Annotated in this window: 20 protein-coding genes; 11 read left to right on the top strand and 9 right to left on the bottom strand. The window is 72.5% G+C overall.

The annotated features are described in order from the left end of the window. Nucleotides 1-206 precede the first annotated feature (206 nt). Nucleotides 207-3,245, top strand: a complete 3,039-nt coding sequence (locus tag ACYVHU_RS02105; RefSeq protein WP_498947408.1) for a bifunctional glutamine-synthetase adenylyltransferase/deadenyltransferase — start codon at nucleotides 207-209, stop codon at nucleotides 3,243-3,245. A 79-nt stretch (nucleotides 3,246-3,324) separates the two neighbouring features. Here the strand turns inward: ACYVHU_RS02105 and ACYVHU_RS02100 are convergent, their stop codons facing one another. Both ACYVHU_RS02100 and ACYVHU_RS02095 read right to left on the bottom strand, forming a co-directional pair. Continuing rightward, nucleotides 3,325-3,660: a hypothetical protein gene (locus tag ACYVHU_RS02100; protein ID WP_078760415.1), complete on the bottom strand. Its 336-nt coding sequence runs from the start codon at nucleotides 3,658-3,660 to the stop codon at nucleotides 3,325-3,327. 142 nt (nucleotides 3,661-3,802) lie between these two features. Further along, a complete protein-coding gene (locus ACYVHU_RS02095; protein ID WP_498947407.1) occupies nucleotides 3,803-5,608 on the bottom strand; it encodes a carbohydrate-binding module family 20 domain-containing protein in 1,806 nt (601 codons plus the stop codon). Between the two features lie 484 nt (nucleotides 5,609-6,092). On the opposite strand from ACYVHU_RS02095, the gene ACYVHU_RS02090 reads away from it, so the two are divergent. After that, the gene (locus tag ACYVHU_RS02090; protein WP_078760413.1) at nucleotides 6,093-6,461 is read left to right on the top strand and encodes a DUF6968 family protein; all 369 of its coding nucleotides are present in this window, start codon (nucleotides 6,093-6,095) and stop codon (nucleotides 6,459-6,461) included. A 43-nt stretch (nucleotides 6,462-6,504) separates the two neighbouring features. On the opposite strand, the gene ACYVHU_RS02085 is transcribed toward ACYVHU_RS02090, so the two are convergent. Continuing rightward, nucleotides 6,505-7,734 (bottom strand): acyl-CoA dehydrogenase family protein, encoded by a 1,230-nt coding sequence (locus ACYVHU_RS02085; RefSeq protein ID WP_432936036.1) that lies wholly within the window; start codon nucleotides 7,732-7,734, stop codon nucleotides 6,505-6,507. Between the two features lie 273 nt (nucleotides 7,735-8,007). On the opposite strand from ACYVHU_RS02085, the gene ACYVHU_RS02080 reads away from it, so the two are divergent. Both ACYVHU_RS02080 and ACYVHU_RS02075 read left to right on the top strand, forming a co-directional pair. Next, on the top strand, nucleotides 8,008-8,154 hold the full coding sequence (locus ACYVHU_RS02080; RefSeq protein ID WP_432936039.1) for a hypothetical protein: 147 nt from the start codon (nucleotides 8,008-8,010) through the stop codon (nucleotides 8,152-8,154). Between the two features lie 46 nt (nucleotides 8,155-8,200). Then, entirely contained in the window at nucleotides 8,201-11,242 is a 3,042-nt protein-coding gene (locus tag ACYVHU_RS02075; protein ID WP_078760411.1) for a helix-turn-helix transcriptional regulator, read from the top strand. Between the two features lie 62 nt (nucleotides 11,243-11,304). On the opposite strand, the gene ACYVHU_RS02070 is transcribed toward ACYVHU_RS02075, so the two are convergent. Next, entirely contained in the window at nucleotides 11,305-13,065 is a 1,761-nt protein-coding gene (locus ACYVHU_RS02070) for an NAD+ synthase (protein ID WP_200813521.1), read from the bottom strand. Between the two features lie 196 nt (nucleotides 13,066-13,261). On the opposite strand from ACYVHU_RS02070, the gene ACYVHU_RS02065 reads away from it, so the two are divergent. Next, entirely contained in the window at nucleotides 13,262-14,623 is a 1,362-nt protein-coding gene (locus ACYVHU_RS02065; protein ID WP_200813520.1) for a gamma-glutamylpolyamine synthetase GlnA2, read from the top strand. 54 nt (nucleotides 14,624-14,677) lie between these two features. On the opposite strand, the gene ACYVHU_RS02060 is transcribed toward ACYVHU_RS02065, so the two are convergent. Both ACYVHU_RS02060 and ACYVHU_RS02055 read right to left on the bottom strand, forming a co-directional pair. Continuing rightward, nucleotides 14,678-15,274, bottom strand: coding sequence for a TetR/AcrR family transcriptional regulator (locus ACYVHU_RS02060; RefSeq protein WP_235000754.1), 597 nt, complete (start codon nucleotides 15,272-15,274; stop codon nucleotides 14,678-14,680). Between the two features lie 7 nt (nucleotides 15,275-15,281). After that, the gene (locus ACYVHU_RS02055) at nucleotides 15,282-16,895 is read right to left on the bottom strand and encodes an MFS transporter (protein WP_078760408.1); all 1,614 of its coding nucleotides are present in this window, start codon (nucleotides 16,893-16,895) and stop codon (nucleotides 15,282-15,284) included. 278 nt (nucleotides 16,896-17,173) lie between these two features. Between ACYVHU_RS02055 and panB the strand changes: the two genes are divergently transcribed. Continuing rightward, entirely contained in the window at nucleotides 17,174-18,010 is an 837-nt protein-coding gene (gene panB / locus ACYVHU_RS02050) for a 3-methyl-2-oxobutanoate hydroxymethyltransferase (protein ID WP_078760407.1), read from the top strand. A 130-nt stretch (nucleotides 18,011-18,140) separates the two neighbouring features. Next, a complete protein-coding gene (locus ACYVHU_RS02045) occupies nucleotides 18,141-19,178 on the top strand; it encodes an LLM class F420-dependent oxidoreductase (RefSeq protein WP_498947406.1) in 1,038 nt (345 codons plus the stop codon). A 46-nt stretch (nucleotides 19,179-19,224) separates the two neighbouring features. On the opposite strand, the gene ACYVHU_RS02040 is transcribed toward ACYVHU_RS02045, so the two are convergent. After that, a complete protein-coding gene (locus ACYVHU_RS02040) occupies nucleotides 19,225-19,983 on the bottom strand; it encodes a helical backbone metal receptor (protein ID WP_078760405.1) in 759 nt (252 codons plus the stop codon). A gap of 11 nt (nucleotides 19,984-19,994) precedes the next feature. After that, nucleotides 19,995-20,681 carry an NADPH-dependent F420 reductase gene (gene npdG / locus ACYVHU_RS02035; protein ID WP_078760404.1) on the bottom strand — a complete coding sequence of 229 codons (687 nt, stop codon included), beginning with the start codon at nucleotides 20,679-20,681 and terminating at the stop codon, nucleotides 19,995-19,997. Between the two features lie 93 nt (nucleotides 20,682-20,774). On the opposite strand from npdG, the gene ACYVHU_RS02030 reads away from it, so the two are divergent. Beyond that, nucleotides 20,775-21,377, top strand: coding sequence for a hypothetical protein (locus ACYVHU_RS02030; protein ID WP_078760403.1), 603 nt, complete (start codon nucleotides 20,775-20,777; stop codon nucleotides 21,375-21,377). A 23-nt stretch (nucleotides 21,378-21,400) separates the two neighbouring features. On the opposite strand, the gene ACYVHU_RS02025 is transcribed toward ACYVHU_RS02030, so the two are convergent. Then, nucleotides 21,401-21,589: a hypothetical protein gene (locus ACYVHU_RS02025; RefSeq protein WP_078760402.1), complete on the bottom strand. Its 189-nt coding sequence runs from the start codon at nucleotides 21,587-21,589 to the stop codon at nucleotides 21,401-21,403. A gap of 143 nt (nucleotides 21,590-21,732) precedes the next feature. Here ACYVHU_RS02025 and map point away from each other — a divergent pair, with 143 nt between their 5' ends. The 3 genes from map to ACYVHU_RS02010 all read left to right on the top strand — a co-directional run bounded on the left by map (nucleotide 21,733) and on the right by ACYVHU_RS02010 (nucleotide 24,853). After that, nucleotides 21,733-22,584 (top strand): type I methionyl aminopeptidase, encoded by an 852-nt coding sequence (gene map, locus ACYVHU_RS02020; protein WP_498947405.1) that lies wholly within the window; start codon nucleotides 21,733-21,735, stop codon nucleotides 22,582-22,584. Nucleotides 22,585-22,647: 63 nt separating this feature from the next. Beyond that, nucleotides 22,648-23,481: a M55 family metallopeptidase gene (locus ACYVHU_RS02015; protein ID WP_498947404.1), complete on the top strand. Its 834-nt coding sequence runs from the start codon at nucleotides 22,648-22,650 to the stop codon at nucleotides 23,479-23,481. Further along, nucleotides 23,474-24,853 (top strand): M20/M25/M40 family metallo-hydrolase, encoded by a 1,380-nt coding sequence (locus ACYVHU_RS02010; protein ID WP_498947403.1) that lies wholly within the window; start codon nucleotides 23,474-23,476, stop codon nucleotides 24,851-24,853. Before ACYVHU_RS02015 ends, ACYVHU_RS02010 begins: the two co-directional genes overlap by 8 nt.

The following is a 24,853-nucleotide window of genomic DNA, read 5'->3' as shown; positions in this document are numbered from 1 at the left end:
CCTCTCTCCTCTCCCTGTGAAATGGGTCCTCTCTCCTGCGCCCATACCCGGCTGTCACCGGAGGCCCGTCCAGGGGCGGTAAGACACGGGTGAAAGACCGGTCAGGGATGGCCCCGCCCCGGCGTCACGCGGGCAGCGGGAGGCGGCGGTCCCGGGGACGGCGCCTGAAGACGGCCAGCGCCCGCCCGGCGGGCTACGGTAGGCGTGTGGCAACTCGCGACAGGCTGGGCACGACCGCCGGCACGCTGGCCCGCCGGGGATTCACCGACGCCTCCCGGGCCGAGCGCCTTCTCTCCGAGGCGGGAGTGGATCCGCACGAACACGCCGTCCTGGTCGACGCGCTGGCCTCCGCCGCCGACCCCGACCTCGCCTTGCTGGGGGTGACCCGGCTGCTGGAGCGCTCCCCCGATCCCGACGAGCTCCGCACCGCGCTGTGCGAGGACCCCGACCTTCGCCTGCGACTGACCCGGGTGCTGGGTGCCAGCGCGGCGCTCACCGACCACCTGGTGCGCCACCCCTGGGACTGGTTGGAGCTGCGCGGCGCCGACGCGGCCCGGGTGCCCGACCCCGAGGAGCTACGCGCGGGACTGCTCCACACCGTCGGCGCCGACCCGAACTCCCCGGCCCCGATCGCCGACCCCGCCGTGGCCGGGCCGGACGGCCTGGAGCACACGTTGCGGGTCGCCTACCGGCGCCGGGTGCTGCGCCTGGCCGGGCGCGACCTCACCGGCGCCCAGTCCATCGACGAGGTCGCCGCCGAACTGGCCGACCTGGCCGCGGCGATGTTGGACGCCTCGCTCGCGGTGGCGCGCGCCGCCGCGCCCGAGGACGCGGCGCTGTGCCGCCTGGCCGTCATCGGCATGGGCAAGTGCGGCGGGCACGAGCTCAACTACGTGAGCGACGTCGACGTCGTGTTCGTGGCCGAGCCCGCGGAGGGGGTGGCCGACGAGCAGGCGGCGCTTCGCGCGGCGGCCCGGCTGGCCGCGGCGATGATGCGGGTCCCCGGCGAGACCGACGCCGAGGGGACGCTGTGGGAGGTGGACGCCGCGCTGCGCCCGGAGGGGCGCAACGGCCCCTTGGTGCGCACCCTGGCCGGACACCTCGCCTACTACGAGCGCTGGGCCAAGACGTGGGAGTTCCAGGCGCTGCTCAAGGCGCGGCCGATCGCGGGGGACACCGCCCTCGGCTCGGCCTACCTGGAGGCGATATCGCCGTTGGTGTGGCGGGCCGCGGGCCGGCCGAACTTCGTCGACGACGTGCAGGCGATGCGCCGCAGGGTCGAGGCCCACATCCCCCCGCACGAGGCCGAACGCCAGATCAAGCTGGGACCGGGAGGGCTCCGGGATATCGAGTTCTCGGTCCAGCTCCTCCAGCTCGTGCACGGCCGCACCGACGAGTCGCTGCGCTCGGGGTCCACGTTGATCGCCCTGGAGGCGCTGTCGCGCGGCGGTTACGTGGGCCGCGCCGACGCCGCGGGGCTCGCCGACGCCTACCGCTTCCTGCGCCGCGTCGAGCACCTGCTCCAGCTCTACCGGTTGCGGCGCACGCACCTGTTGCCCGATGCGGCGACCCCCGCGGGGAAGGAGCAGCTACGTCGGCTGGGACGCGCGCTGGGATACGGCGCCGACCCGGTCGCCGCCCTGGTGGCGGAGTGGCGCAAGCAGTCCGCCGAAGTCCGCCGGCTCCACGAGAAGCTGTTCTACCGGCCGCTGCTCAACGCGGTCGCCCGCCTGCCCGGGGACGAGGCCCGGTTGACGCCCGAACAGGCGCGCGACCGTCTGGAGGCCCTGGGGTTCGTCGATCCCGGCGGGGCGCTGCGCCACCTGGAGGCGCTGACATCGGGGGTGACGCGGCGGGCCGCGATCCAGCGGACCCTGCTGCCGGTGATGCTGGGCTGGTTCTCCGACGCCCCCTCCCCCGACGCGGGCCTGTTGGGCTTCCGCCAGGTCAGCGACGCGCTGGGGACCACGCCGTGGTACCTGCGGCTGCTCCGTGACGACGTGCGCGTGGCCGAGCGCATGGCGCGGCTGCTCGGCACCAGCCGCTATGTCACCGACCTCCTGCTGCGGGCCCCTGAGGCGGTGGCGCTGCTCGCCGACGACGCCTCGCTGCGCCGGCGCGGCAACGCCGAGCTGGCCGCCGAGGCCGACGCGGCGCTGCGCCGCTACGACGACGCGGAGAACGCGGTCGCCGCGCTGCGCGCGCTGCGCCGTCGCGAGCTGCTGCGCACCGCGGCCGCCGACCTGCTGGAGGTGTCGGGGATCGAGGAGGTCGGGAGCGCGCTCACCGCGATCTCGGCGATCACGGTCGACGCCGCGTTGCGCGCCGCCACCAACCGGGTGGCGAGGGCGACCGGGGAGGAGCCGGGCACCCGGTTGTGCGTGGTCGCGATGGGCCGGTTCGGCGGTGGCGAGCTGTCCTACGCCAGCGACGCCGACGTGATGTTCGTCCACGAACCACTGCCCGGCGTTCCCGTACAGCAGGCCACGGCGGCCGCGGACGCGATCGTCCGCGAACTGCGCCGGTTGCTGGAGCTGCCCGCCGCCGACCCGCCGGTACGCCTGGACGCCGATCTGCGGCCCGAGGGGCGTAACGGCCCGATGGTGCGCACCCTGGACTCCTACGCCGCCTACTACGCCCGTTGGTCGTCGCCCTGGGAGAGCCAGGCGCTGCTGCGCGCGGCCCCGGTCGCCGGGGACCCCGGGCTGGGCGAGCGTTTCGTCGCGCTGATCGACCCGATCCGCTATCCGGCCGGCGGGGTGGACGACGCCGCGGTCCGCGAGATCCGCCGGCTGAAGGCGCGGATGGAGGCCGAGCGGCTACCGCGTGGGGCCGACCCGGCCCTGCACACCAAACTCGGGCGGGGCGGCCTGTCCGACGTGGAGTGGGTCGCCCAGCTCATCCAGCTCCGGCACGGGCACGACGTCGCGGCCCTGCGGACCACGGGGACGATCCAGGCGTTGGACGCCGCGGTGGCGGTCGGGCTGCTGGACGCCGAGGACGCCGCGACCCTGGAGCTCGCCTGGCGGCTGGCGGCCCGGGTGCGCGGGGCGATCATGCTGGTCCGGGGCAAGGGGGGCGACTCGATCCCCAACGACCTGAGGGACCGTTCGGCCCTGGCCGGCGCGTTGGGCTACCGCGGTGAGGAGGAGGGCGAGGGCGTGGCCGAGCAGCTCGTCCAGGACTACCGGCGTGTCACCCGGCGGGCGCGCGCGGTGATGGAGCGCGTCTTCTACGACGACTGAACCGGCCGTGCGGCCCCGTAACGACGAGGGCCAGACCGCCCTCGGGAGGGGCGGTCCGGCCGGTGCGCGGAGAAAGGGTCTACCAGAAGACGGCGACGGCGACGTTGACCAGGGTCAGCACGCCGGCGGCGGTGGCCAGGCCGGTGCTGGGCTTGCGCAGGTTGACCACGCCGAGCACGGCGACGGCGAAGGCGACGACGAGCTTGACGCCGATCTTCATGTGGTTGAGGTCGCCGTCCCCCATCTCGGCGACGCCCACCAGCAGCAGGCCGGTCGCCAGCTGGAGGAGTGAGCTGTGCAGCAGCACCTTGGGGGCTTTGGCGTGGCCGGCGATGAGCTGCATGAGCCAGCCGCTCACGATACCGGCCATACCGAGCAGGTGCAGGAAGACGAGCGCGGAGTAGACGATGTCCATGCTCCGCACGCTACTACAGCCTGTAGTACACCTTGCCCGTTTTCTCGACACGGTGACATCACATTTCGGGCGGACGGCGCGCCCTGGCCCTCAGACCGGCCGCCCGGGGGCGGGCGCCCCCGGGCGGCGACTCAGGCGCGGCTCACCTCCAGGTGTCGGAGAAGGTCACCGCGCATCCCTCCCCAGCGGCCTCGGCGACGCGGGCGCGGTTGGGGTCGGACTCCCACGTGATCCGCCCGTCGGGATCTTTCTTGATGTACTTGTACTCCAGCCGGGTCCCCTCGGGGATGTCCACGCTGGCCTTCCACACCGGATAGTCGGCCGAGGAGAGCGCGACCGCCCGCCCGGTGTCCCAGCTCCCGAGTTGGGGGACGGACCCGACGACGAACACGTTCTGCCCGTACCAGGTGGTCACCCTGGCGTGGAAGGAGACGTCCACGGTGGCGCACTCCCCCGGCGGGTCGGTGGGCCCGGGCGTGGGCTCCCCGCCACCACCGTCGACCCTGGCCTGGACGTGCAACGCCAGCGAGCTGTCGGCCGGGACCGCGGCGGTGAACGTCCCGTCGGCCGCGACCGTGTGGGTGGGACCGTCGCACGCGCCGTCGCTGAAGGTGCCGTTGACGACGTCGCAGTAGACGCCGGGCGGCAGCGAGGTGGTGAACGTGCGCTGGAGGGCGCCGCCCTGGTTGAACACCGCGTAGCCGGCCGCCCCCCGGCCGAAGGCGATCTGGTCGCCGGCGCCGCTCCACCAGTTCGTCACCCCCGCGTCGCCCACGGCGTTGCGGAAGCCCACCATCCCGGCGATCCCGGGATCGCGATGCTCGCAGACCCAGGCCGCCGAGGCGCAGTCGGCGGCGCTGGTGGTGCCGTCGCCGGAGGCCGGCGGGCCCGCCTCCTTGTCGGAGAAGGCGAAGCTCGACATCACCTTGGGGGTGCCGAACGGGTGGGCGAGCATGAACTCGGTGGCCTGGCGGTAGGCGTCACCGTCCTTGTAGGTCAGGATCGGGTCGCTGCGTTGGGTGTCGTGGTTGTCCACGAACACCACCGCCTGGTCCGATCCCACGGCCATCCGCCCGGAAAGGTCCCGCAGACCCGACAGGTTCCCCTGTTTGAAGGCGTTGCTCACCTCGCGGTGGTAGCGGAAGTCGGTGACGTCCCCCTGGCCGGTGTACTCGTCCGGCCGGATCGCGGCGTCCTCGATGACCTCCTGGTAGACGTAGGGCCGGCCGCCCCACCCGGGGACGTCGTTCAGGCCCGCCGTGATCGCGGCGATGTCGGCCACCGCCATGTGCTTGGCCGCGTCGATCCGGAATCCGGCGACTCCCAGCCCGATCAGGTCGTTGAGGTAGGCGGTGAGCCTGTCCCGGACGTAACCGGACTCGGTCTTGAGGTCGGACAGGCCGACCAGTTCGCAGTTGCGGACCTCCCAGGGGTCGTTCCAGTTGGAGATGTCCCGGCGGCAGTCGTGGAAGTCCTGGCTCTGGTAGATGCCGGGATAGTCGTACTTGGTGTAGGGGGATCCGGCGCTGCCGGGCCCGCTGTTGACCGAGCCGCTGCCGCTCATGTGGTTGAGCACGGCGTCGACGTAGATCTTGACGCCGGCCTCGCGGCAGGTGCGGACCATGGCGGCGAACTCCGCGCGGCCGCCGCGGCGCGACTCCAGCTGATAGGAGACCGGCTGGTAGTCCTGCCACCAGGGGTGGGCCTCCCGGGCGAGGACGACATGCTCCTGGGGTGGGGACACCTGGATCGCGCCGTAACCGTTGGGACCGAGGAAGGTCTCGCACTCGCGTGCGACGGACTCCCAGGGCCACTGGAACAGGTGGACGATGACGTCACGGCCGCCGGTGGCGGCCCGGGCCGGTTCGGCCCGTGTGATCAGGGGGACGAGCAGGGTGATCGCGAAGAGCAGGGCCGCTACGGCGGCCGTCGACCTGCGTAGTGTCATCGCGCCCTCCAAGGCGGGGTGACGGGGGACCGTCAGGGACGGAGACAACGCCGTGGGAACAGCAGGGCCGTACGCCTTGCAAGAACTTTCACGGCGTGACGAAGCTAACAAACCGGTGCTGCTTTGTGAACGGCGTGTTTCGCGACGTTTCTCTGCCGGACACCTTCCCGCAGAGGACGTCGACCTCCCTTGATGCTCCGTGAACTGGCGCTTCAGCGCGACGGAGCCACGTCGCCACGCCGCGTAGGATGCACTCCCGGTTCGAAATTCCGTCGAAAAGAACGAAAGTTTGCGCAAGGGCTTGCGAAGCGCACGGTGGAGGGAACGCCCCGGAGGCGGGCCGGCCGCCTCCGTCCCAGGTCCGAGGCAGAGCGCGTCCCCGCCCCTGGAAAGGCGCGGCCCCTCGGCGCGGCCGGGGAGGCCGTCACAGGTCCCCGCTAACGTGGGCGCCCGCACCGCGGGAAGCAACGGGAAAGGGGAGCACATGCGACACGAACTCGGAGAGGTCGTGGCCACACGCAGACTCGACGCGATCGCCGAGAACGGCGGCCGCACCCAGGTGGTGGTGGAGATCGGCAGGCCGCGCCCCGACCCCCGATCCCCCGGAGGCGACTGGTACTGCCCCCACAGGATCGTGGGCCTGGGCGATGAGACGGTGGAGGCGGCCTTCGGGGTCGACTCCCTCCAGGCCCTCCTGTTGTGCGTGTACCGCCTGCGGCTGCGGCTCGCCGAACGCGCGCGGGCCGCGTCGCTGCGGCTGGACTGGCTGGGGTTCCCCGAGCTCGGCCTGACGGTGATCCCGGAACCACCGGGACCCGCCGTCGCCGAAGCGACAGGCGGGTCCGTGTCCTGACCTTCACGCGCCCGGCCGGGATCCGCCGGCCGGGCGCGCGGGATCAGACGAAGGCGCCGTGGCCGGTGATCGCCCGGCCGACGACGAGCGTGTTCACCTCGCGGGTGCCCTCGTAGGAGTACAGCGCCTCGGCGTCGGCGAAGAAACGGGCCACGTCGTTGTCGACGAGGATGCCGTTACCGCCCAGCAGCTCGCGGGCGCGCGCCACGACCTCGCGCATCCGGGTCGTGACCTGGGCCTTGGCCAGGGCCGCGTGGTTGTGCCGGTTGACCCCCGCGTCCTGGAGCTGGGCCAGGCGCACCATCAGCGACAGCGACGAGGTGATGTCGCCGAGCATCCGCACCAGGTGGTCCTGGACGAGCTGGAACTGGGCGAGCTTGCGGCCGAACTGGTCGCGTCGAGTCGCGTAGGACAGCGCGGCCTCATAAGCGCCCATCATCACGCCGACCGACTCCCAGGCGACCCCGCTGCGGGTCTGGCGGAGGACGTCGTTGGTGTCCTTGAAGCCGGTCGCGCCCGCGAGCCGGTCGGCCTCGGGCACCCGCACGCCGTCGAGCGTGATCTCGGCGTTCTGCACGATGCGCAGGGCGATCTTGTTCTCGATCGTGGTCGCCGTGAACCCGGGGGCGTCCCCGGGGACGACGAAGCCCTTGATCTGGCCGTCGGCCACGTCGCGCGCCCACACCACGACGAGGTCGGCGAAGGTGGCGTTGCCGATCCACTTCTTGCGGCCGTCGAGGACCCACTCGTCCCCCTCGCGCCGGGCGGTCGTCGCCAGCCCCCCGGCGATGTCGGAGCCGCTCTGGGGTTCGGTCAGCGCGAACGCGCCGATGCGCTCCATCCGCGCCATGTCGGGAAGCCAGCGACGACGCTGCTCGGGGGAGCCGGTCAGGGCGACGCTGCCCATGGCCAGCCCCTGGTGGACGCCGAAGAAGGTCGCGATCGAGGCGTCGACGCGGGCGAGTTCCAGGGCGAGGAAGCCGTTGAGCAGTTCGCTCGCCGGCTCGACCTCGCGGACCCGCCCGTCCGCGCCGACGGAGAGCCCGTAGGGCAGACCGGCGATGTCGAGTTCGGCGAACCGCTTGATCAGGTGGTGCGGGAACTCCGCCCTGGCCCAGTGGTCGTTGACGACCGGCGCGACCTCCTCGGCGAGGAACCCGCGGACGCGCAGCACGATCTCGCGTTCCCGTTCCGACAGCAGCGCCTCACTGGCGAACAGGTCACCGGGCAGCAGCAGGTCGGCTCCGCCGCTCTCCTGGGCACGCTCCGTCATCTTCGCCCCCTTCCACGGCCCCTGACGAGCCGAAACTTTAAGTTACCCATCAGTTCTACTCATGAGTAACTTAACCGTATGTCCGATTCGGGACTCGCGCGAACACTCCCGCCTATGAACCCGCTCACACCGCCTTAGTCACCGATCCGGACCGACCCGGCGCGGCGGCAGCGAATACGCAGTTCTGCCGATGCCCGCCCGGGGGTCTTAGGGCGAATCTGAGGACATCGAGGACGAACACCTCGCCTCGGCCCCACGACCAGGGAGACAGCGATGATGCACCCCGACATCCTCGGCCGGATCGCCCACGACCGGATGACCGAACGTCACCGCCGGGCCGACCGCCACCGGACCGAGCGCCGCCAAGCAGGCGCCCCCAAGGCCCCCCGTCCGCCCCGCCCCGCACCCCTCCCCCGGTGAACGACCGCACCCGCTCCCGTCCCCGCCCGACGGCATACTGGGAGACATGCCTTTTCACGGTTCAAGCCCGGTGTTCGTCGGCCGGTCGGCCGAACTCGCCGCCCTCACCGAACACGCGCACCGGGCCCGAACCGGCTCCCCCTCCGTGATGCTCCTCGCCGGAGACGCCGGTATCGGCAAGACCCGGCTCCTCGGCGAGTTCGCCCGCAGCTCCCCCACCCGGGTGGTCACCGGAGGCTGCCTGGAGCTGGGCATGGACGGTCTGTCCTTCGCCCCCTTCGTCACCGTCCTGCGGCACCTGCTGCGCGACCTCGGCCGCGCCCCCTTCGACGCCCTCGCCGAGGACGGCGAGCACGAGCTCGCCCGCCTCCTGCCCGAGCTCGGCCCCGTTCCCAGGGAACGCCGGGAGGCCCGCGGCCGGCTGTTCGAACAGGTGTTGCGCCTCCTCACCGGCGTCGCCGCCCCGGACGGGCTCACCCTGGTCGTCGAGGACCTGCACTGGGCCGACCCCTCGACCCGCGACCTGCTGGTCTTCCTCATCCGCAATCTGACCGACGCCCCCGTCCAGGTCATCGTCAGCTTCCGCTCCGACGACCTGCACCGTGACCACCCGCTGCGCCGCCTCCTGCCCGAACTCCAGCGCCTGCCCACGGTCGACCGCCTCGACCTGTCCCCCCTCACCCGCGAGGAGGTCGCCCGCCAGGCCGCCGCCATCCGCGGCGGCGACCTCTCCCCGGACGAGGTCGCCACGCTGCACGAGCGCGCGGGCGGCTACCCGTTGTTCGTCGAATCGCTGTTGGAGGACGCCGGACATGACGCCGGCACGCTTCCCGAACGCCCGCGCGAGCTCCTTCTCGCCGGCCTGAGGCGGGTCGACGACGCCGCGCGCTCGGTGATCGACATCGCGTCCGTCGGCGCGCTGGACGGTGGGCGCATCGGCCACGAACTGCTCGCCCACGTGGCGGAGCTGCCCGAGACCGACCTCGACACCGCCCTGCGCTCCGCCATCGACGCCAACATCCTGCTCGTCGACGGTCCCGGTTACCGCTTCCGGCACGCCCTGCTGCGCGAGGCGGTCCACCAGGACCTCCTGCCGGGTCAGCACACCCGACTGCACCTGCGCTGGGCCGAGGTCATCGACGCGCACCCCGACCTGGTCCCACCCGACCGCCTGGCCGTGGAGCAGGCCCACCACTACCACGCCGCCCGCGAACCCGCCCGGGCCCTCGGCGCCGCCTGGCGCGCGGCCCGGCACGCCGCCCGCTCCTTCGGCTACGCCGAGGAGCTGCGCATGCTCGAACGCGTCATCGCCCTGTGGGGGCGCGTCGCCGACCCCGGCTCGCTCGTCGACGGCCTGTCCCTGGCCGAGGTGTTCGACCACGCCGCCGCCGCGGCGTTCGACAGCGGCGAGTTCGCGCGGACCCTCGAACTGTGCGACACCGGACTGGCCGAGCTCCCGGCCTCCCTCCGAGCATCGTCCGTCCCCCTCGACAGGGGTGCCGCCGACCCCACGGGCACCGCCCGATCCGTGACGCGCGGGCGGCTGCTGCGCCGCCGCGGCCTGGCCCGCATCCAGCTCGGCGAGGAGGCCGGCATCGAGGACCTGTACACGGCGTTGGAGGTCCATCCTCCCGACGACGGTAACTACGGTTTCCTGCTGGCCCGGCTCGCCAGCGAGCTGATGCTGCGCGCCGAACCCGTGCCCGCGGGCCGGCTTCCCGCCGGACACCCGTTGCTCGTCCTCATCGGGCGCGACGGCGAAGGTCCCGTGTCGGCCATCGAGCTCGCCCGGGCCGCCCTGTCCCACACCGAGCGGCACGGTGACGACTGCGCCCGCAGCGAGGCGCTGATCACGCTGGCCGCCCTCCAGGCGGGCGACGGCCTGGAGGCCGAGGCGCGGGCCGCCTTCGACGACGGCCTGGCCCTGGCCCGCGCCATCGGGGAGGCCTCGATGGAGGTGCGCGCCCTGGGCGACCTCGCCTCCCTGCTGCGCGGACGCGGCGAATACGCCCAGGCCCGCGACCTGTGCCTGGCCGGACTGGAACGGGCCCGCGAGGCCAGTCTGCTCCGGGTCTGCGCGGCCTTCGTCATGGTGAACCTGGCGGAGATCTCGGTTGAGACCGGCGCCCTGCGCGAAGGGCTGGACCAGGCCCGTCAGGGTCTGGGCTGGGCGTCCTCCTCCTTGCACCGGGCCCACCTCAACTGCCTGGCCGGACGGATCTCGCTGGCGTTGGGCGACCTCGACGCGGCCCGCGCGGCCTGGGCCGCCGTGGAACGGGAGGCCATCTCGGGACGGCCGCGCGTGAACCACGCCCTCGCCACGGCGACGTTCACCGTGGAACTGCACCAGACCCTGGGCGATTTCGACGCGGCCCTGGAGGCCGGATTGCGGGCCACCCGTGACATCGCGGTGGAACGGGACCCCGCCTACGGCTGGCCGCTGCTGGACGCCCTGGCTCGGTTACTGTCCCCGCTCGGCGCCACGGACACCGCCGCCGCCCGGGTCGCCGAGCTACGCGAAAGAGTGGAGCGGCCGGCCTCGCTGATGGAGCCCAACGGACCGGTCCAGGCCGCGTTACGGCGGTCGATCCGGGCCCGGCTGGCCGACGCCGACGGCGAGGCCCCCGACGCCTCCCGCGTCTCCTGGCAGGCCATGGCCGAGGAGTGGGGGCGTCTCGGGCTGCCCCTGGCACGGGCCGAGGCGCTGCTGCTCGCCGCCGAGGCGGCGGCCGTGGCCGGTGACCGAGGCGGCGCGGCCCCGCTCCTGCGCGACGCCGCGCGGCTCGCCGGGGAGGCGGGCGCGGTTCCGCTGGAACGGCGCGCCGCGTCGCTCGCCCGGCGGATCAACGTCGCCCTGGACCCGTCGAACGGCTCGACGCCACCCGCGCCGCCCGCCGGACTGACCCCGCGGGAGACCGAGGTGCTCCGTCTGCTCGCCCGGGGGCACACCAACGCCGCCATCGCCGCCGAGCTGTTCATATCGGCCAAGACCGCCAGCGTCCACGTCTCCAACATCCTGGCCAAGCTCGGTGTCGCCAACCGGGTGGCCGCGGCGGGCCGCGCGCGCGAACTCGGTCTCGTCCACTGACCCCCTCCCCGCGGGCCTGAGGTTGCGCCCGGCGGGGAGGGGCTCATGGCCCGGGGCCGAGATCAGGCGAGGCCGGCCGGGGCGGTCCACCTGTTGGTGATCGGCAGGCGCCGATCACGGCCGAAGTTGCGCCTGCTGATCTTGGGGCCCGGCGGATACTGGCGGCGCTTGTACTCGGCGCGGTCCACCATCCGGATGACCCGGTCCACCAGCGCGGCGTCGTGTCCGGCCGCGACCAGCTCGGCACGCCCCAGATCGGTGCCGACGTAATCGTCCAGCAGCGCGTCGAGCACCTCGTAGTCGGGCAGCGAGTCGGTGTCGAGCTGGCCGGGGCGCAGTTCCGCGCTGGGCGGCTTGGAGATGGAGTTCTCCGGGATCGGCGGGACCTCGCCGCGCCGCGCCGCCTCGGCGTTGCGCCACTTCGACAGCTCCCACACCAGCGTCTTCCAGGCGTCCTTGATGGGGGCGTAGCCGCCGGCGGAGTCGCCGTAGAGGGTGGAGTAGCCCGTGGCCAGCTCGCTCTTGTTCCCCGTGGTCAGCACGAGGTGGCCGTGCTGGTTGGACAGCGTCATCAGCAACTGGCCGCGCACCCGGGCCTGGAGGTTCTCCGCGGCCAGGCCGTCGATCTCCACCGCCGCCTCGAAGGCGTCGACCATGGGGCCCACCGCGACCGTCCGCGCGTTGACGCCCTGGCGCTTGACCAGCTCCTCGGCGTCGGAGACCGAGTGGTCGCTGGAGTAACGGCTGGGCATGAGCACGACGTTGACCCGCTCGGGGCCCAGCGCGTCCACCGCGATCGTGGCGGTCAGCGCCGAGTCGATGCCACCGGACAGGCCGAGGACGACCGACCCGAAACGGTTCTTGCGGACGTAGTCGCGGGTTCCGGTGACCAGTGCCGCGTACACCTCGGCAAGGTCGTCCAGACGCGGTTCCACCCGACCCGGCAGCGGCTCGTAGGCGGCGACCGGCTCTTCCGACAGGACGTGGCGTTCGATCCGGATGCCGCTCACCGGGACCGGGGCGCCCTCGGCCGGGGCCGCCACCGGCAGTTCCAGGTCGGTGACGAGCAGGGTCTCCTCGAACTGCGGCCCGCGCGCGAGGAGTTCGCCGCCGGCGTCGACGATGAGGGAGTCGCCGTCGAAGACCAGCTCGTCCTGGCCGCCCACCATGTTCACGTAGGCCAGGGCCGCGCCGGCCTCACGGGCGCGCCGCTGGCACAGTGCCAGACGCTCGTCGTCCTTGTCCCGCTCGTAGGGCGACCCGTTGAGGACGACGAGCAGTCCCGCCCCGGCGTCGCGCACGGCGGCCACCGGCCCGCCCTCCTGCCACAGGTCCTCGCAGATCACCAGGGCGACGTCCACACCGTGCAGGCGCACCACCGGCAGCGTTTCCCCGGGGACGAAGTTGCGGAACTCGTCGAAGACCCCGTAGTTGGGCAGGTGGTGCTTTGCCGAGACGACCCGCACCTCACCCCCGTGCAACAGCGCGAGCGCGTTTTGGGGCGCGCCGGCCGGACGGCCGTAGCGGGGCGCCGCGTCGGCCGACCGGTTGAGGAAGCCGACCACCACGGGCAGCCCGCCCAGGCCCTCGTCCTCCAGGCGCCGGGCGAGACCGCGCACGGCCTCGATGGATGCCTCGGCGAACGACGCGCGCAGGGCGAGGTCCTCGACGGGATAACCGGTCACCACCATCTCGGGGAAGACCGCCAGGTGCGCCCCCGCCTCGGCCGCCCTGCGGGCGTAGTCCACGACGATGCCGCAATTGCCTTCCAGGTCACCGACCGTCGGGTTGACCTGGGCCATAGCTATACGCAGTTGTGCCACGGGTATGAGCCTAACGAGCCGGCCCCTTCCGGACACGACCGGTAGGCCCCACCTGGGCGTTCCCCGCGGTGATACGGCTCTCATCACGCACGGGCGACCGTGAGTTAACGTCGGGGAAACCCCCGGCAGGCAGACTGGCCTTGGGGCGTCTGGTAAGAACGCGTCAGACGCGCTTGGACCGTAAGGAAGGTGGACCGTGAACCGACAGCAGGAGTTCGTGCTCCGGACCTTGGAGGAGCGCGACATCCGGTTCGTGCGACTGTGGTTCACCGACGTGCTCGGCTACCTCAAGTCGGTGGCCATCGCGCCGGCCGAACTGGAGGCCGCCTTCGCCGAGGGCATCGGGTTCGACGGATCGGCGATCGAGGGGTTCGCCCGGGTGCACGAGGCGGACATGCTCGCCAAGCCCGACCCCTCGACGTTTCAGATCCTGCCCTGGCGCAACGAACCGCACGGGACCGGCCGGATGTACTGCGACATCCTCATGCCCGACGGCTCGCCCAGCTACGCCGATCCCCGTCACGTGCTCAAGCGCCAGCTCGGCAAGGCCTCCGACCTCGGGTTCACCTTCTACACCCACCCCGAGATCGAGTTCTACCTGTTGAAGAAGAAGCCGGAGTTCGGTGAGTTCCCCGAGCCCAGCGACTCGGGCGGCTACTTCGACCACACCCCGCACAACAGCGCCCACGATTTCCGCCGCAACGCCATCATGATGCTGGAGAGCATGGGCATCTCGGTGGAGTTCAGCCACCACGAGGGCGGACCCGGCCAGCAGGAGATCGACCTGCGCTACGCCGACGCGCTGACCACCGCCGACAACATCATGACCTTCCGGCTGGTGATGAAGGAGGTGGCGCTGGAGCAGGGCGTCTACGCGACGTTCATGCCCAAGCCGTTCACCGAGTACCCGGGGTCGGGTATGCACACGCACCTGTCGCTGTTCGAGGGCGACCGTAACGCCTTCTACGAGCCGGGGGCGGAATACCAGCTCTCCAAGGTGGGGCGCGGTTTCATCGCGGGCCTGCTGCGCCACGCCACCGAGATCACCGCCGTGTGCAACCAGTGGACGAACTCCTACAAGCGGCTGTGGGACAACGCCTCCGCCTCCGCCGGCGCCGGCGGCGAGGCGCCGGCCTATGTGTGCTGGGGCCACAACAACCGGTCCGCCCTGGTCCGGGTGCCCATGTACAAGCCGACGAAGAGCAACTCCAGCCGGATCGAGTTCCGCTCGCTCGACACGGCCTGCAACCCCTACCTGGCCTACGCGGTGATCCTGGCCGCCGGTCTGAAGGGGATCGAGGAGGGCTACGAGCTGCCGCCGGGCGCCGAGGACGACGTCTGGGCGCTCACCGACGCCGAGCGGCGGGCGCTGGGCATCTCCCCGCTGCCGCAGAGCCTGGACGAGGCGATCCGGGCGATGGAGAACAGCGAACTGGTGGCCGAGACCCTCGGCGAGCACGTGTTCGACTTCTTCCTGCGCAACAAGAAGGCCGAGTGGGAGGAGTACCGGCGGCAGGTGACGCCCTACGAACTGAACCGTTACCTGCCGACCCTGTGACGCTCCTCGGAGGCGGGGCGCGGTCCGTCGGGCCGTGCCCCGCCGCTCTTCCGATCAGGCGGGACGGGGCGCGGCGATGCCCGCGAGGAGGGTGTCGACGAGCAGTTCGGCACACGCGCGAGGGCTGCCGCCGCCGGCCGAACGCCGGTGGAGCAGGGCGCCGCCCATGAGGAGGTTGAGCACCGCCTCCGGATCGGCGCCGGGTCGCAGCTCCCCGGTCTCGGCACCGCGGCGGAGGACCTGGTACAGCGCCTCACGACGGGGGGCCAGCACGGCGTGCTTGATGCGCGCCCCGATCTCGGGGTGGGCGCGGCTCACCAGCAGGGCGTTGATCGCCCGCTGGAGCTTGCCGTCCATCTCCGCGCAGACCTGTTCGAGCAACAGCACGAGGTCGCCGCGCATGGAGCCCTCGTCCAGGTCGGGCAGCGGAGGGCGCAGGGTGGCCACCGCGTCGACGAGCAGTTCCTCCTTGCCCGGCCAGCGACGGTAGATGGTCGCCTTCCCCACTCCGGCCCGGGCCGCGATGGCCTCGATCGAGACTTCCGCGATGTTGCCGCGCTCGCCGAGCAGATCGAGGGCGGCGCTCAGGATGGCGTCGTCGGCGCGCCTGCTCCGTGGCCGTCCGGGCCTGCGGCCGGGAGGGGTCTGCATGGGTCGCTCATTCATCGGGGTCGTCGGGGGGAGAGGCCGGGGACCCTCGTTCGCGGGGTCCTGTCCTACTGTGCCCGACCTCGACCGGACGCGCATCCCGGTTCCCGACCGGCCGTCCGTGGCGTGGCAGCCAGATCATGACGATGACCAGTCCGGCCAGGGCGACGCCCAGCGAGCACAGCGCGGCGACGTGCATGCCGGCCAGGAACGCCTGCTTCGCGGGTTCGACCATCCCCTGCCCGGCGGGACCCGCCTCCCGGGCGATCGCCAGCGTCCCCTCGATCGACGCCCCCGCGGCGGCGCGCGCGTCCTCGGGCAGCCGGGACAGCCACGGGCCGAACTCCGCCCGGTAGACCGCGGAGACGACCGCGCCGAGCACCGCGACGCCGAGCGCCGTGGCGACCTGGCGCACGGTGTTCTGCACCGCCGAGGCCGCTCCCGCCTGGTGCCGGGGCACCGAGGACATGATCGACTCGGTGGCCGGTGTCATGACGATGGCCATGCCGGCGCCCTGGAGGAAGAAGACCGCCTCCAGGATCCAGATGGGGGTGTCGCGGCCGAGCAGCGCGTAGGAGCCGAGCGCCGTGGCCACCAGCGCCAGACCGGTGGAACAGACCGCCTTGGGCCCGAACCTCGCCACCAGCAGCGGGCTGAGCGGTGAGAAGACGAGCTGGGCCAGCGCGATCGGGATGACCAGCAGGCCCGCGTGCAGGGGCGAGTAGGCGCGGACGCTTTGCAGGTAGAAGTTGATGAAGAACATCACGCCGGCCATCGCGAAGAAGACCAGCATGATCGCCGCGATGGCGACCGCCAGGCGCGGGTCGCGGAAGAGCCGCACGTCGAGGGCCGGGGAGGCGGTGCGCGCCTCGTGCCAGGCGAACAGGGCCAGCACCGCCAGGCCGGCGAGGACGGAGCCGAGTACGAGGGGGTCGGCCAGGACGCCCTCCTCCCCGGCCCTGATGATGCCGTAGACGAGCAGCACCAGGCCGAGGATGGACAGCACCACCCCGAGCGGGTCGAACCCTCCGGGCCGCTCGTTGCGGGACTCGGGGACGAGGACGACCATGAGCACCAGACCGACGGCGACGACGGGCACGTTGATCAGGAAGACCGAGCCCCACCAGAAGTGCTCCAGCAGCAGCCCGCCCAGAGGTGGGCCGATGCCCATCGCGAGGCCGACGGCACCGGCCCACACGCCGATCGCCCGCCCGCGCTCCTCGGGGTCGAACACGTTGGTGATGATCGACAGCGTCTGGGGCATGACCGCCGCCCCGCCCAGTCCCTTGAGTGCGCGTGCCCAGATGAGCTGTTCGGGGGTCTGGGCGTAGGCCGAGGCGAAGGAGGACAGGCCGAACAGGAGCATGCCGAGGACGAGGATGCGCTTGCGGCCGAAGCGGTCGCCGATGACCCCCCAGGTGAACAACAGGCCGGCGAAGACGAGGGTGTAGGAGTTGATCGCCCAGGCGAGCTGGCTCTGGGTGGCCCCCAGCCCCTGGTGGGGGTCGGAGAGCACGCGCAGCGCGACGTTGAGGATGGTGTTGTCGAGCACCACCACGAGCAGGCTGATCACGAGGACGCCCAGGATCGCCCAACGCCGCCGGTGGATGGTCGAACGGTCCACGAAAGCCCCCTGTCGTCGGTCTCGACGGGTTCCCCACCCTGGACAGGACGAGACCGATCCGTTCCGCGCATCACGAACGTGACACCGCTCTCCTCCCCGCTCCCCCACGCTCCACACCGGCCCGGTTCCGCCGCTCTCCCGCTTGGTCCGCTCCTCACCCCCGGGGCGCGGCGGGTGACCGCGGCCGTGCGACCATGGCCGCACCGGTGAAGTCCGCCGGTACCGTTACCGACACGTCCGGGGACGCCGAGAGGCGCTTCGAGACAACGGAGGAACGCATGAACACCACCCCTGCCCCCGCCCTGTACGGGGGGACGTCCACCCGCCGCGTCACCGTCCGCGACATCGCCCTGGCCAAGGAGCGGGGCGAACGCTGGCCGATGCTGACCGCCTACGACGCGCTGACCGCCCGCATCTTCGACGAGGCGGGGATCCCCGTCCTGCTCGTCGGCGACTCCGCCGCGATGGTCGTCTACGGCTACGACTCCACCCTGCCGGTGACCGTCGACGACCTGCTGCCGTTGACCGCCGCCGTCTCCCGCTCGACCCGGCGCGCCCTGGTCGTGGCCGATCTCCCCTTCGGGTCCTACCAGGGCTCGCCGCAGCAGGCCCTGGCCTCCGCGGCGCGTTTCATGAAGGAGGGCGGCGCGCACGCCGTCAAGCTGGAGGGGGGCGAGCGCGTCGTTCCCCAGGTCGAGGCGCTGGTCGCCTCCGGCGTCCCGGTGATGGCCCACATCGGGTTGACCCCCCAGGCCGTCAACACCATCGGCGGTTACCGGGTCCAGGGCCGGGGGGCGGACGGGGAGCGGCTGCTGGCCGACGCCCAGGCGCTGGAGCAGGCGGGGGCGTTCGCGGTCGTCCTGGAGTGCGTGCCGGCCGCGCTCGCCCGGGAGATCAGCGGGAAGCTGTCGATTCCCACGGTCGGCATCGGCGCGGGTTCGGGTACCGACGCCCAGGTGCTGGTCTGGCAGGACATGGCCGGGCTGTCGCCGCGGGTGGCGAAGTTCGTCAAGACCTACGCCGACCTGGCCTCCGACCTGGGCGACGCCGCGCGGGGGTTCGCCGAGGAGGTCGTCGCCGGCACCTTCCCCGATGAGGCGCACTCCTACGCCTGACCGCGGGAACCGCCGTGCCGCCGCCCGGGGCGCCCGGGCGGCGGCCGATCCGCCCCCTCCCATGAAACCGAACGCTACTCGGCGGTAGGCTGACCCGAATCCTGGTGCGACGGACAGCGGAGGCATCCACATGCGCATCTCCATGCCCCTGGGCTACGCGGGCGACCTCAGGGAATCGGCCAACCGGCTCGCCGACCTGGAAAAGGCCGGACTCGACACCGTCTGGGTGGCCGAGGCCTACGGCTACGACAGTCCCACCCTCATGGGCTACATCGCGGCCCGCACCGAACGGGTCCGCATCGGGGCCGCCATCCTGCCGCTGTACACCAGGACGCCGACCCTCATCGCGCAGACCGCCGCGGGCCTGGACTACCTGTCCGACGGACGGGCCGTCATCGGCCTGGGCGCCAGCGGTCCCCAGGTGATCGAGGGCTGGCACGGCGTCCCCTACGTCAAGCCGCTGGCCCGCACCCGCGAGGTCATCGAGATCTGCCGCAAGGTCTGGGCCCGCGAGAAGCCGCTGACCCACGACGGCAAGGTGTTCACCCTGCCCCTTCCCCCCAACCAGGGCACCGGCCTGGGCAAGCCGCTGAAGATCATCAACCACCCGGTGCGCGACCGCATCCCGCTCTACGTCGCCTCCCTCGGCGCGAAGAACGTGGAGCTGACCGCGGAGATCGCCGACGGCTGGCTGCCGATCTTCTTCATCCCCGAGAAGGCCGAGGAGGTCTGGGGCGCCTCCCTGGAGGCCGGCCGGGCCGCCCGCGCCCCCGAACTCGGCCCGCTGGAGATCTCGGCCGGCGGCCTGCTCGCCATCGGCGAGGGCGAGGAGACCAAGCGGCTGCTCGACTTCGCCCGCCCGCAGATCGCGCTCTACGTCGGCGGCATGGGCGCCAAGGGCAAGAACTTCTACAACACCCTCGCCCGCCGCTACGGCTATGAGGAGGCGGCGGAGCAGATCCAGGAGCTCTACCTGGCCGGCCGCAAGGACGAGGCCGCCGCGGCGGTGCCCCAGGAGATGGTCGAGCTGACCAACCTGGTGGGGCCGGAGTCCTACGTCCGCGAGCGGATCGAGGCCTTCCGCGCCGCCGGGGTCACCGACCTCAACGTCACCCCCGTCGGCGGCGACCCGGTACGGCTCATCGAGAAGGTGCGGGGCTGGCTGTGACCCCCGCCCCCGGTCCCCGCCCCGGAGGCGGGGACCGGGGCGATGGTCACGGCAGGCCCAGCGCCCGCTCCAACCGTCCGCGCGCGGCCACCAGCGACGGCCCGTACCAGGTGAGATCGCGTCCGCTGACGAAGGCCGCGGTCACGCCGGGGAACGCCTCGGGGCCGTCCTGCGGCCCGAAGGCGTAGGGCTCGTCCGGGAAGACCAGCAGCTCGGCTCCCGAGGCGAGCTCCCGCGGGGTGAGCCGTGGATAGCGCTGCGAGGCGTCGGCGTGGACGTTGGCCACGCCCAGCCGGGCCAGCACGTCACCGGCGAAGGTGTCGCGTCCCAGCGCCATCCAGGGCCGCCGCCAGATCGGCACGGCCGCCCGCCGCACCGGAGCCGGCGGCTCCCCCAGCACGTCCTCCCAGGTGGCGCGGGCCCGGCGCAGCCACGACGGCGCGGGCCGGCCGCACGCGGCGAGCGCGCGCTCCAGGCTGTCCAGGGCCTCGGGCAGGGTGCGGATCACCGTCGTCCACACCGCGATCCCCGCGGCGCGCAGCGCCTCCAGGTCCTGGGGGCGGTTCTCCTCGAAGTTGGCCAGCACCAGGTCGGGGCGTAAAGCGATGACACGCGCCAGGTCGGGGCTCTTGGTCCCGCCCACCCGGGTCACGGACAGCCCCGGCGGGTGGGAGCACCAGTCGGTGGCCCCGACCAGCAGCCCGGGGGCCGTGCCCGCCACCGCCTCGGTCAGCGAGGGGACCAGGGAGACCACCCTGCGCACCGGGGTCCGCGGCGTGACCGCGGCCCCGGTGTCATCGCTCAACGGCGGCGCGCTCACACGTCGGTGACGCGGACCCCGGCGTGGGCCTTGTAGCGCCGGTTGATGGAGATGAGGTTGGCGGTGAACGCCTCGACCTGGTGGGCGTTGCGCAGCCGGCCACCGTAGATCCCGCGCACGCCGGGGATGCGCGCGGCCAGGGCGCGCACCGTGTCGGTGGCCTCGCGGTCGTCTCCCAGCACCAGCACGTCGAGGTCGACCTCGGCGACCTCGGGGTCGAGCAGCACCACCGCGGAGACGTGGTGGAAGGCGGCGACGACCCGGCTGTCGGGCAGGACGGCCGCCGCCTGCTGGGCGGCGCTCCCCTCCTCCACCGGCAGCGCGTAGGCGCCCTTCTTGTCGAACCCGAGCGGGTTGACGCAGTCGACGACGATCTTGCCGGCGAGCCGGTCGGCGAGGGAGGCCAGCAGGTCGCGGTGGCCCTCCCAGGGGACCGCGACGATGACGATGTCGCCCTGCTCGGCCGCCGCCGCGTTGTCCAGCCCGCGCACCGGCAGCCCGGCCCCCAGTTCCTCTGCGGCGGACCGCGCGCGTTCGGCGCTGCGCGACCCGAGGATCACCTCGTGCCCGGCCAGCGCGAAGCGCCGTGCCAGTCCACGTCCCTGGTCGCCGGTTCCTCCGAGTACGGCGACCGACAGGCCGGCGACATCGGGAAGGTCGTGTGGAGATCTCTGCTCTGCCATGGGCCGATTCTCCCAGCCCCTTCCACGGTCGAGGTGAGGCGGGGCCGCGACTTCGCCGGGTATTCCTGCGCGCGACCCGGCTCATGAGGCACCATGGGAGGCGTGGAAGCTCACCACGTGGCGGCCCTGCGCGAGCTCCTCGCCGCGACCCCCTGGCTGGATCGCACCGAGGAGCTCGCCCGCGCCCTGCGCCACACCCGCGAGCCAGGTGGCCTCTTGCTCGTCGGCACGGCCGAGGACGAACCCTGGCATCTGACCGCCCACCTCGCCGACGAGAGCCGCTACGCGGGACTGCCACAGCTGTCGCCGACCCTGGTGCGCTGGGACCCGCCCCCCGACGCGCCCGCCCATCTGCGGATCGGGCTGGACCGGCTGGCCGAGGCGCGACGCGGCGAGACCCTGTTCGTGGTCAACCCCGCCCCCGCGGCGCCCGTCCCCCTGCTGGAGCGGGTCGACGACGCCCGGCGCACCGGCGCGACCATCCTCGCACTGGACCAGGGCGATCCCGAGCTCTCGGCGCTCGCCCACGACGCCATCAGCCTCGATCCGTCGAACGCCCCGCTGTCGTTCGACGGACTGCAACACCTGGTCAGCACCGCGGCCGGACATCCGGCGGAACGTCGCCGCCGTCCGGGGCTGCGCGACCGGATCTCCCGCTTCCTCGACGTCGTCAGCGGGCCGCGCGTCCTGGACTGAGACGCCGCGCGCGGCCCACGCGCTCAGTCGCGTTCGTCCTGTTCCTCCCATGCCTCGTTGCGCTCTTCGGCGATGCGCAGCGCCGAGGCCGCCGTCGCCTCGTCGGGATAGGGCCCCAGACGGTACTTGCCCGGACAGCCGGGACCGTACTCCGGCGCGTTGTGCTTCAGGCAGTACCACCACTGGTGGTCGCTGTCGGGTCGGTCACTCATGTCCGTTCTCCTCGGGTCCGTGGCGCCGTGTCCGAGCGCCGTCAACCGCCCTTCTACCCCACGGACACCGCACCGGCACCACCCCCGGGGAGCCGGTGGACGACGAGAGCGGACCTTCCTGACACGAACTACACTCGTCTGTCATGACGACCCCGCTGGTTCCCGGGCGCATCTCGCCGCCCCGTTCGGTCCCCTCCCACATCGAGCGCCCGGAGTACGTCGGCAGGAAACGCCCGGTCGAGGGCGTCCTCGGGGACGTCCAGACCCCCGAGACGATCGAGGCCATGCGGGTGGCCGGGCGCATCGCCGCGCAGGCCCTCCAGGAGGTCGGCCGCAACGTGCGTCCGGGCGTCACCACCGACGAGCTCGACCGGATCGGTCACGAGTTCCTGTGCGACCACGGCGCCTACCCGAGCACGCTCGGTTACAAGGGCTACCCCAAGTCCCTGTGCTCCTCGCTCAACGAGGTCATCTGCCACGGCATCCCCGACGACACCGTCGTGGCCGAGGGCGACATCGTCAACATCGACATCACCGCCTATATCCACGGGGTGCACGGCGACACCAACGCCACCTTCATCGCGGGCCAGACCGACGAGGAGTCCCGGCTGCTGGTCGAACGCACCCACGAGGCGACCATGCGCGGGATCAAGGCGTGCCGTCCGGGCCGCCGGATCAACGTGATCGGCCGGGTCATCGAGTCCTACGCCAAGCGGTTCGGTTACGGCGTGGTCCGCGACTTCACCGGCCACGGTGTCGGCCCCGAGTTCCATTCCGGCCTGATCGTGCCGCACTACGACGACCCGCACGCCGACACCGTCATGGTGCCCGGGATGACCTTCACCGTCGAACCGATGATCACCCTCGGCACGGTCGAGTACGAGATCTGGGACGACGGCTGGACCGCGGTGACCGCCGACCGCAAGCGCACCGCCCAGTTCGAGCACACCCTGGTCATCACCGAGGACGGCGCCGAGATCCTGACCCTGCCCTAGACGCCTGGCCGCCGGGCGCGTCCAAGGCGTGCGGCGCGCCGCCCCAGGCACTAGGGTCGGGCCGTGAAGATCCTCATCTCCGCCGACATGGAGGGCGCGACCGGGGTCACCTGGCCGGCCGACGTGGAACCGGGCACCGAGCAGTGGCAGCGCTGCCGGGCGATGTTCACCTCCGACGTCAACGGCGCCATCGCGGGCTTCCTGGCCGGCGGGGCGACCGAGGTCGTGGTCAACGAGGCCCACGCCACGATGCGCAACCTGCTGCTGGAGCGGCTCGACGACCGCGCGACGATGCTGACGGGCCGGCACAAGGACCTCAGCATGGTCGAGGGCGTGCAACGCGGCGACATCGACGGGGTGGCGTTCGTCGGCTACCACTGCGGAGCGGGGGCCGAAGGCGTCCTCGCCCACACCTACCTGCCCAACTCCATCACCGGGGTGTGGCTGGACGGGGAGCCCGCGAGCGAGGGACGGCTCAACGCCCACGTCGCCGCCCAGTACGGCGTTCCGGTCGTACTCGTCACCGGCGACGACCTGACCTGCGTCGACGCCGCCTCCTACGCGCCCGACGCGCCTACCGTCGCGGTCAAGGAGCACGTGTCGCGCTACGCGGCGATCTGCCGGCCCCCCGAGCGGACCCGGGCGGCCATCGCCGCCGCGGCCAAGTCCGCCGTGGCGCTGGCCGGGCGCACCGCCCCGGCGCGGCAGGCGCCGTTGACGGTGGAGGTCGAGGTCGACGCCGCCCACCTCGCCGGCGCCGCGACCCTGGTTCCGGGCGTGTCACTGGTGTCTGAGCGGCGCGTCCGCTACACCTCCCCCGACGCCTATGAGATGATCCGCTGCTTCAAGGCCGTGACCACCCTCATCTCCAACGCGGTGGAGAACAGCTATGGCTGACATCTGGGGAACGGATCGGACCGGCGACGCCGACTGGGCGATCACCGACGAGGAGGTCGTCACCTTCACCTCCGACCTGATCCGCATCGACACCACGAACCGGGGCGGCGGTGACTGCCGGGAGCGCCCGGCGGCGGAGTACGTCGCCGAACGGCTGGCCGAGGCCGGCGTGGAGCCGACACTGCTGGAATCGGCGCCCGGACGCACCAACGTGGTCGCCCGGATCCCCGGCAGCGACCCCGGCGCGCCGGGCCTGCTCGTCCACGGCCACCTGGACGTGGTGCCCGCCGACCCCGCCCAGTGGCGGGTCCACCCGTTCTCGGGCGAGGTCCGTGACGGCATGGTGTGGGGCCGCGGCGCGGTCGACATGAAGAACACCAACGCGATGGTGCTCGCCCTCGTCCGCGCCTGGGGGCGCACCGGGCGCGGCCCGCGCCGGGACGTCGTCGTGGCCTTCACCGCGGACGAGGAGGACAGCGCCGCCTACGGCGCGGACTGGTTGGTGCGCGAACACGCCGGCCTGTTCGAGGGCTGCACCGAGGGGATCGGCGAGTCGGGAGGGTACACCTTCCACGCCGCCACCCCCGGCGGCGACCCCGTGCGGCTGTACCCGATCGGCGCGGGCGAACGCGGCAGCGCGTGGCTGCGGCTCACCGCCCACGGCACCGCCGGGCACGGTTCGAAGGCCAACCCCGACAACGCGGTGGGCGAGCTGGCCGCCGCGGTGGCCCGGATCCACCGGCACCGCTGGCCGGTCCGGCTGACCCCGACGACACGCGCCGCGATCACCGAGATCGCCGCGGCGCTGGGCCGCAAGGTGGACCTGGACGCCCCGGGTTTCTCCCCCGAACTCGACATCGACGCCCTACTGGACTCGCTGGGCGCGGCCGGCGTCCTGGTCGGCTCCACGCTGCGCAACAGCGCCAACCCGACCATGCTGGAGGCCGGTTACAAGGTGAACGTGATCCCGGAGACCGCCACGGCCGGCGTCGACGGCCGGGTCGTCCCCGGCGGCGAGGCGGAGTTCGCCTCGACCATGGACGAGCTCACCGGCGACCGGGTCGCCTGGGAGTACGCCCACCACTCCGTCCCCCTGCTGTCCCCCGTGGAGTCGCCGACGTTCGCGGCCATGCGGGCGGCGCTGCTGGCCCACGACCCGGACGGCCAGGTCGTCCCGGTATGCCTGACAGGGGGAACCGACGCCAAGCAGTTCTCGCAGCTGGGTATCACCGGTTATGGGTTCTCGCCGCTGCGCATGCCGCCGGGTCTCGACCTCGCCCCGCTCTACCACGGCGTGGACGAGAGGGTCCCGGTCGACGGACTGCGTTTCGGCGCCCGCGTGCTGGACCGCTTCTTGACCACGGTCGAATAG

Source organism: Marinactinospora endophytica, from assembly GCF_054780875.1.
The sequence above is the reverse complement of the archived record's forward strand: the minus strand, read 5'-3'. Positions and strand labels throughout refer to the sequence as shown.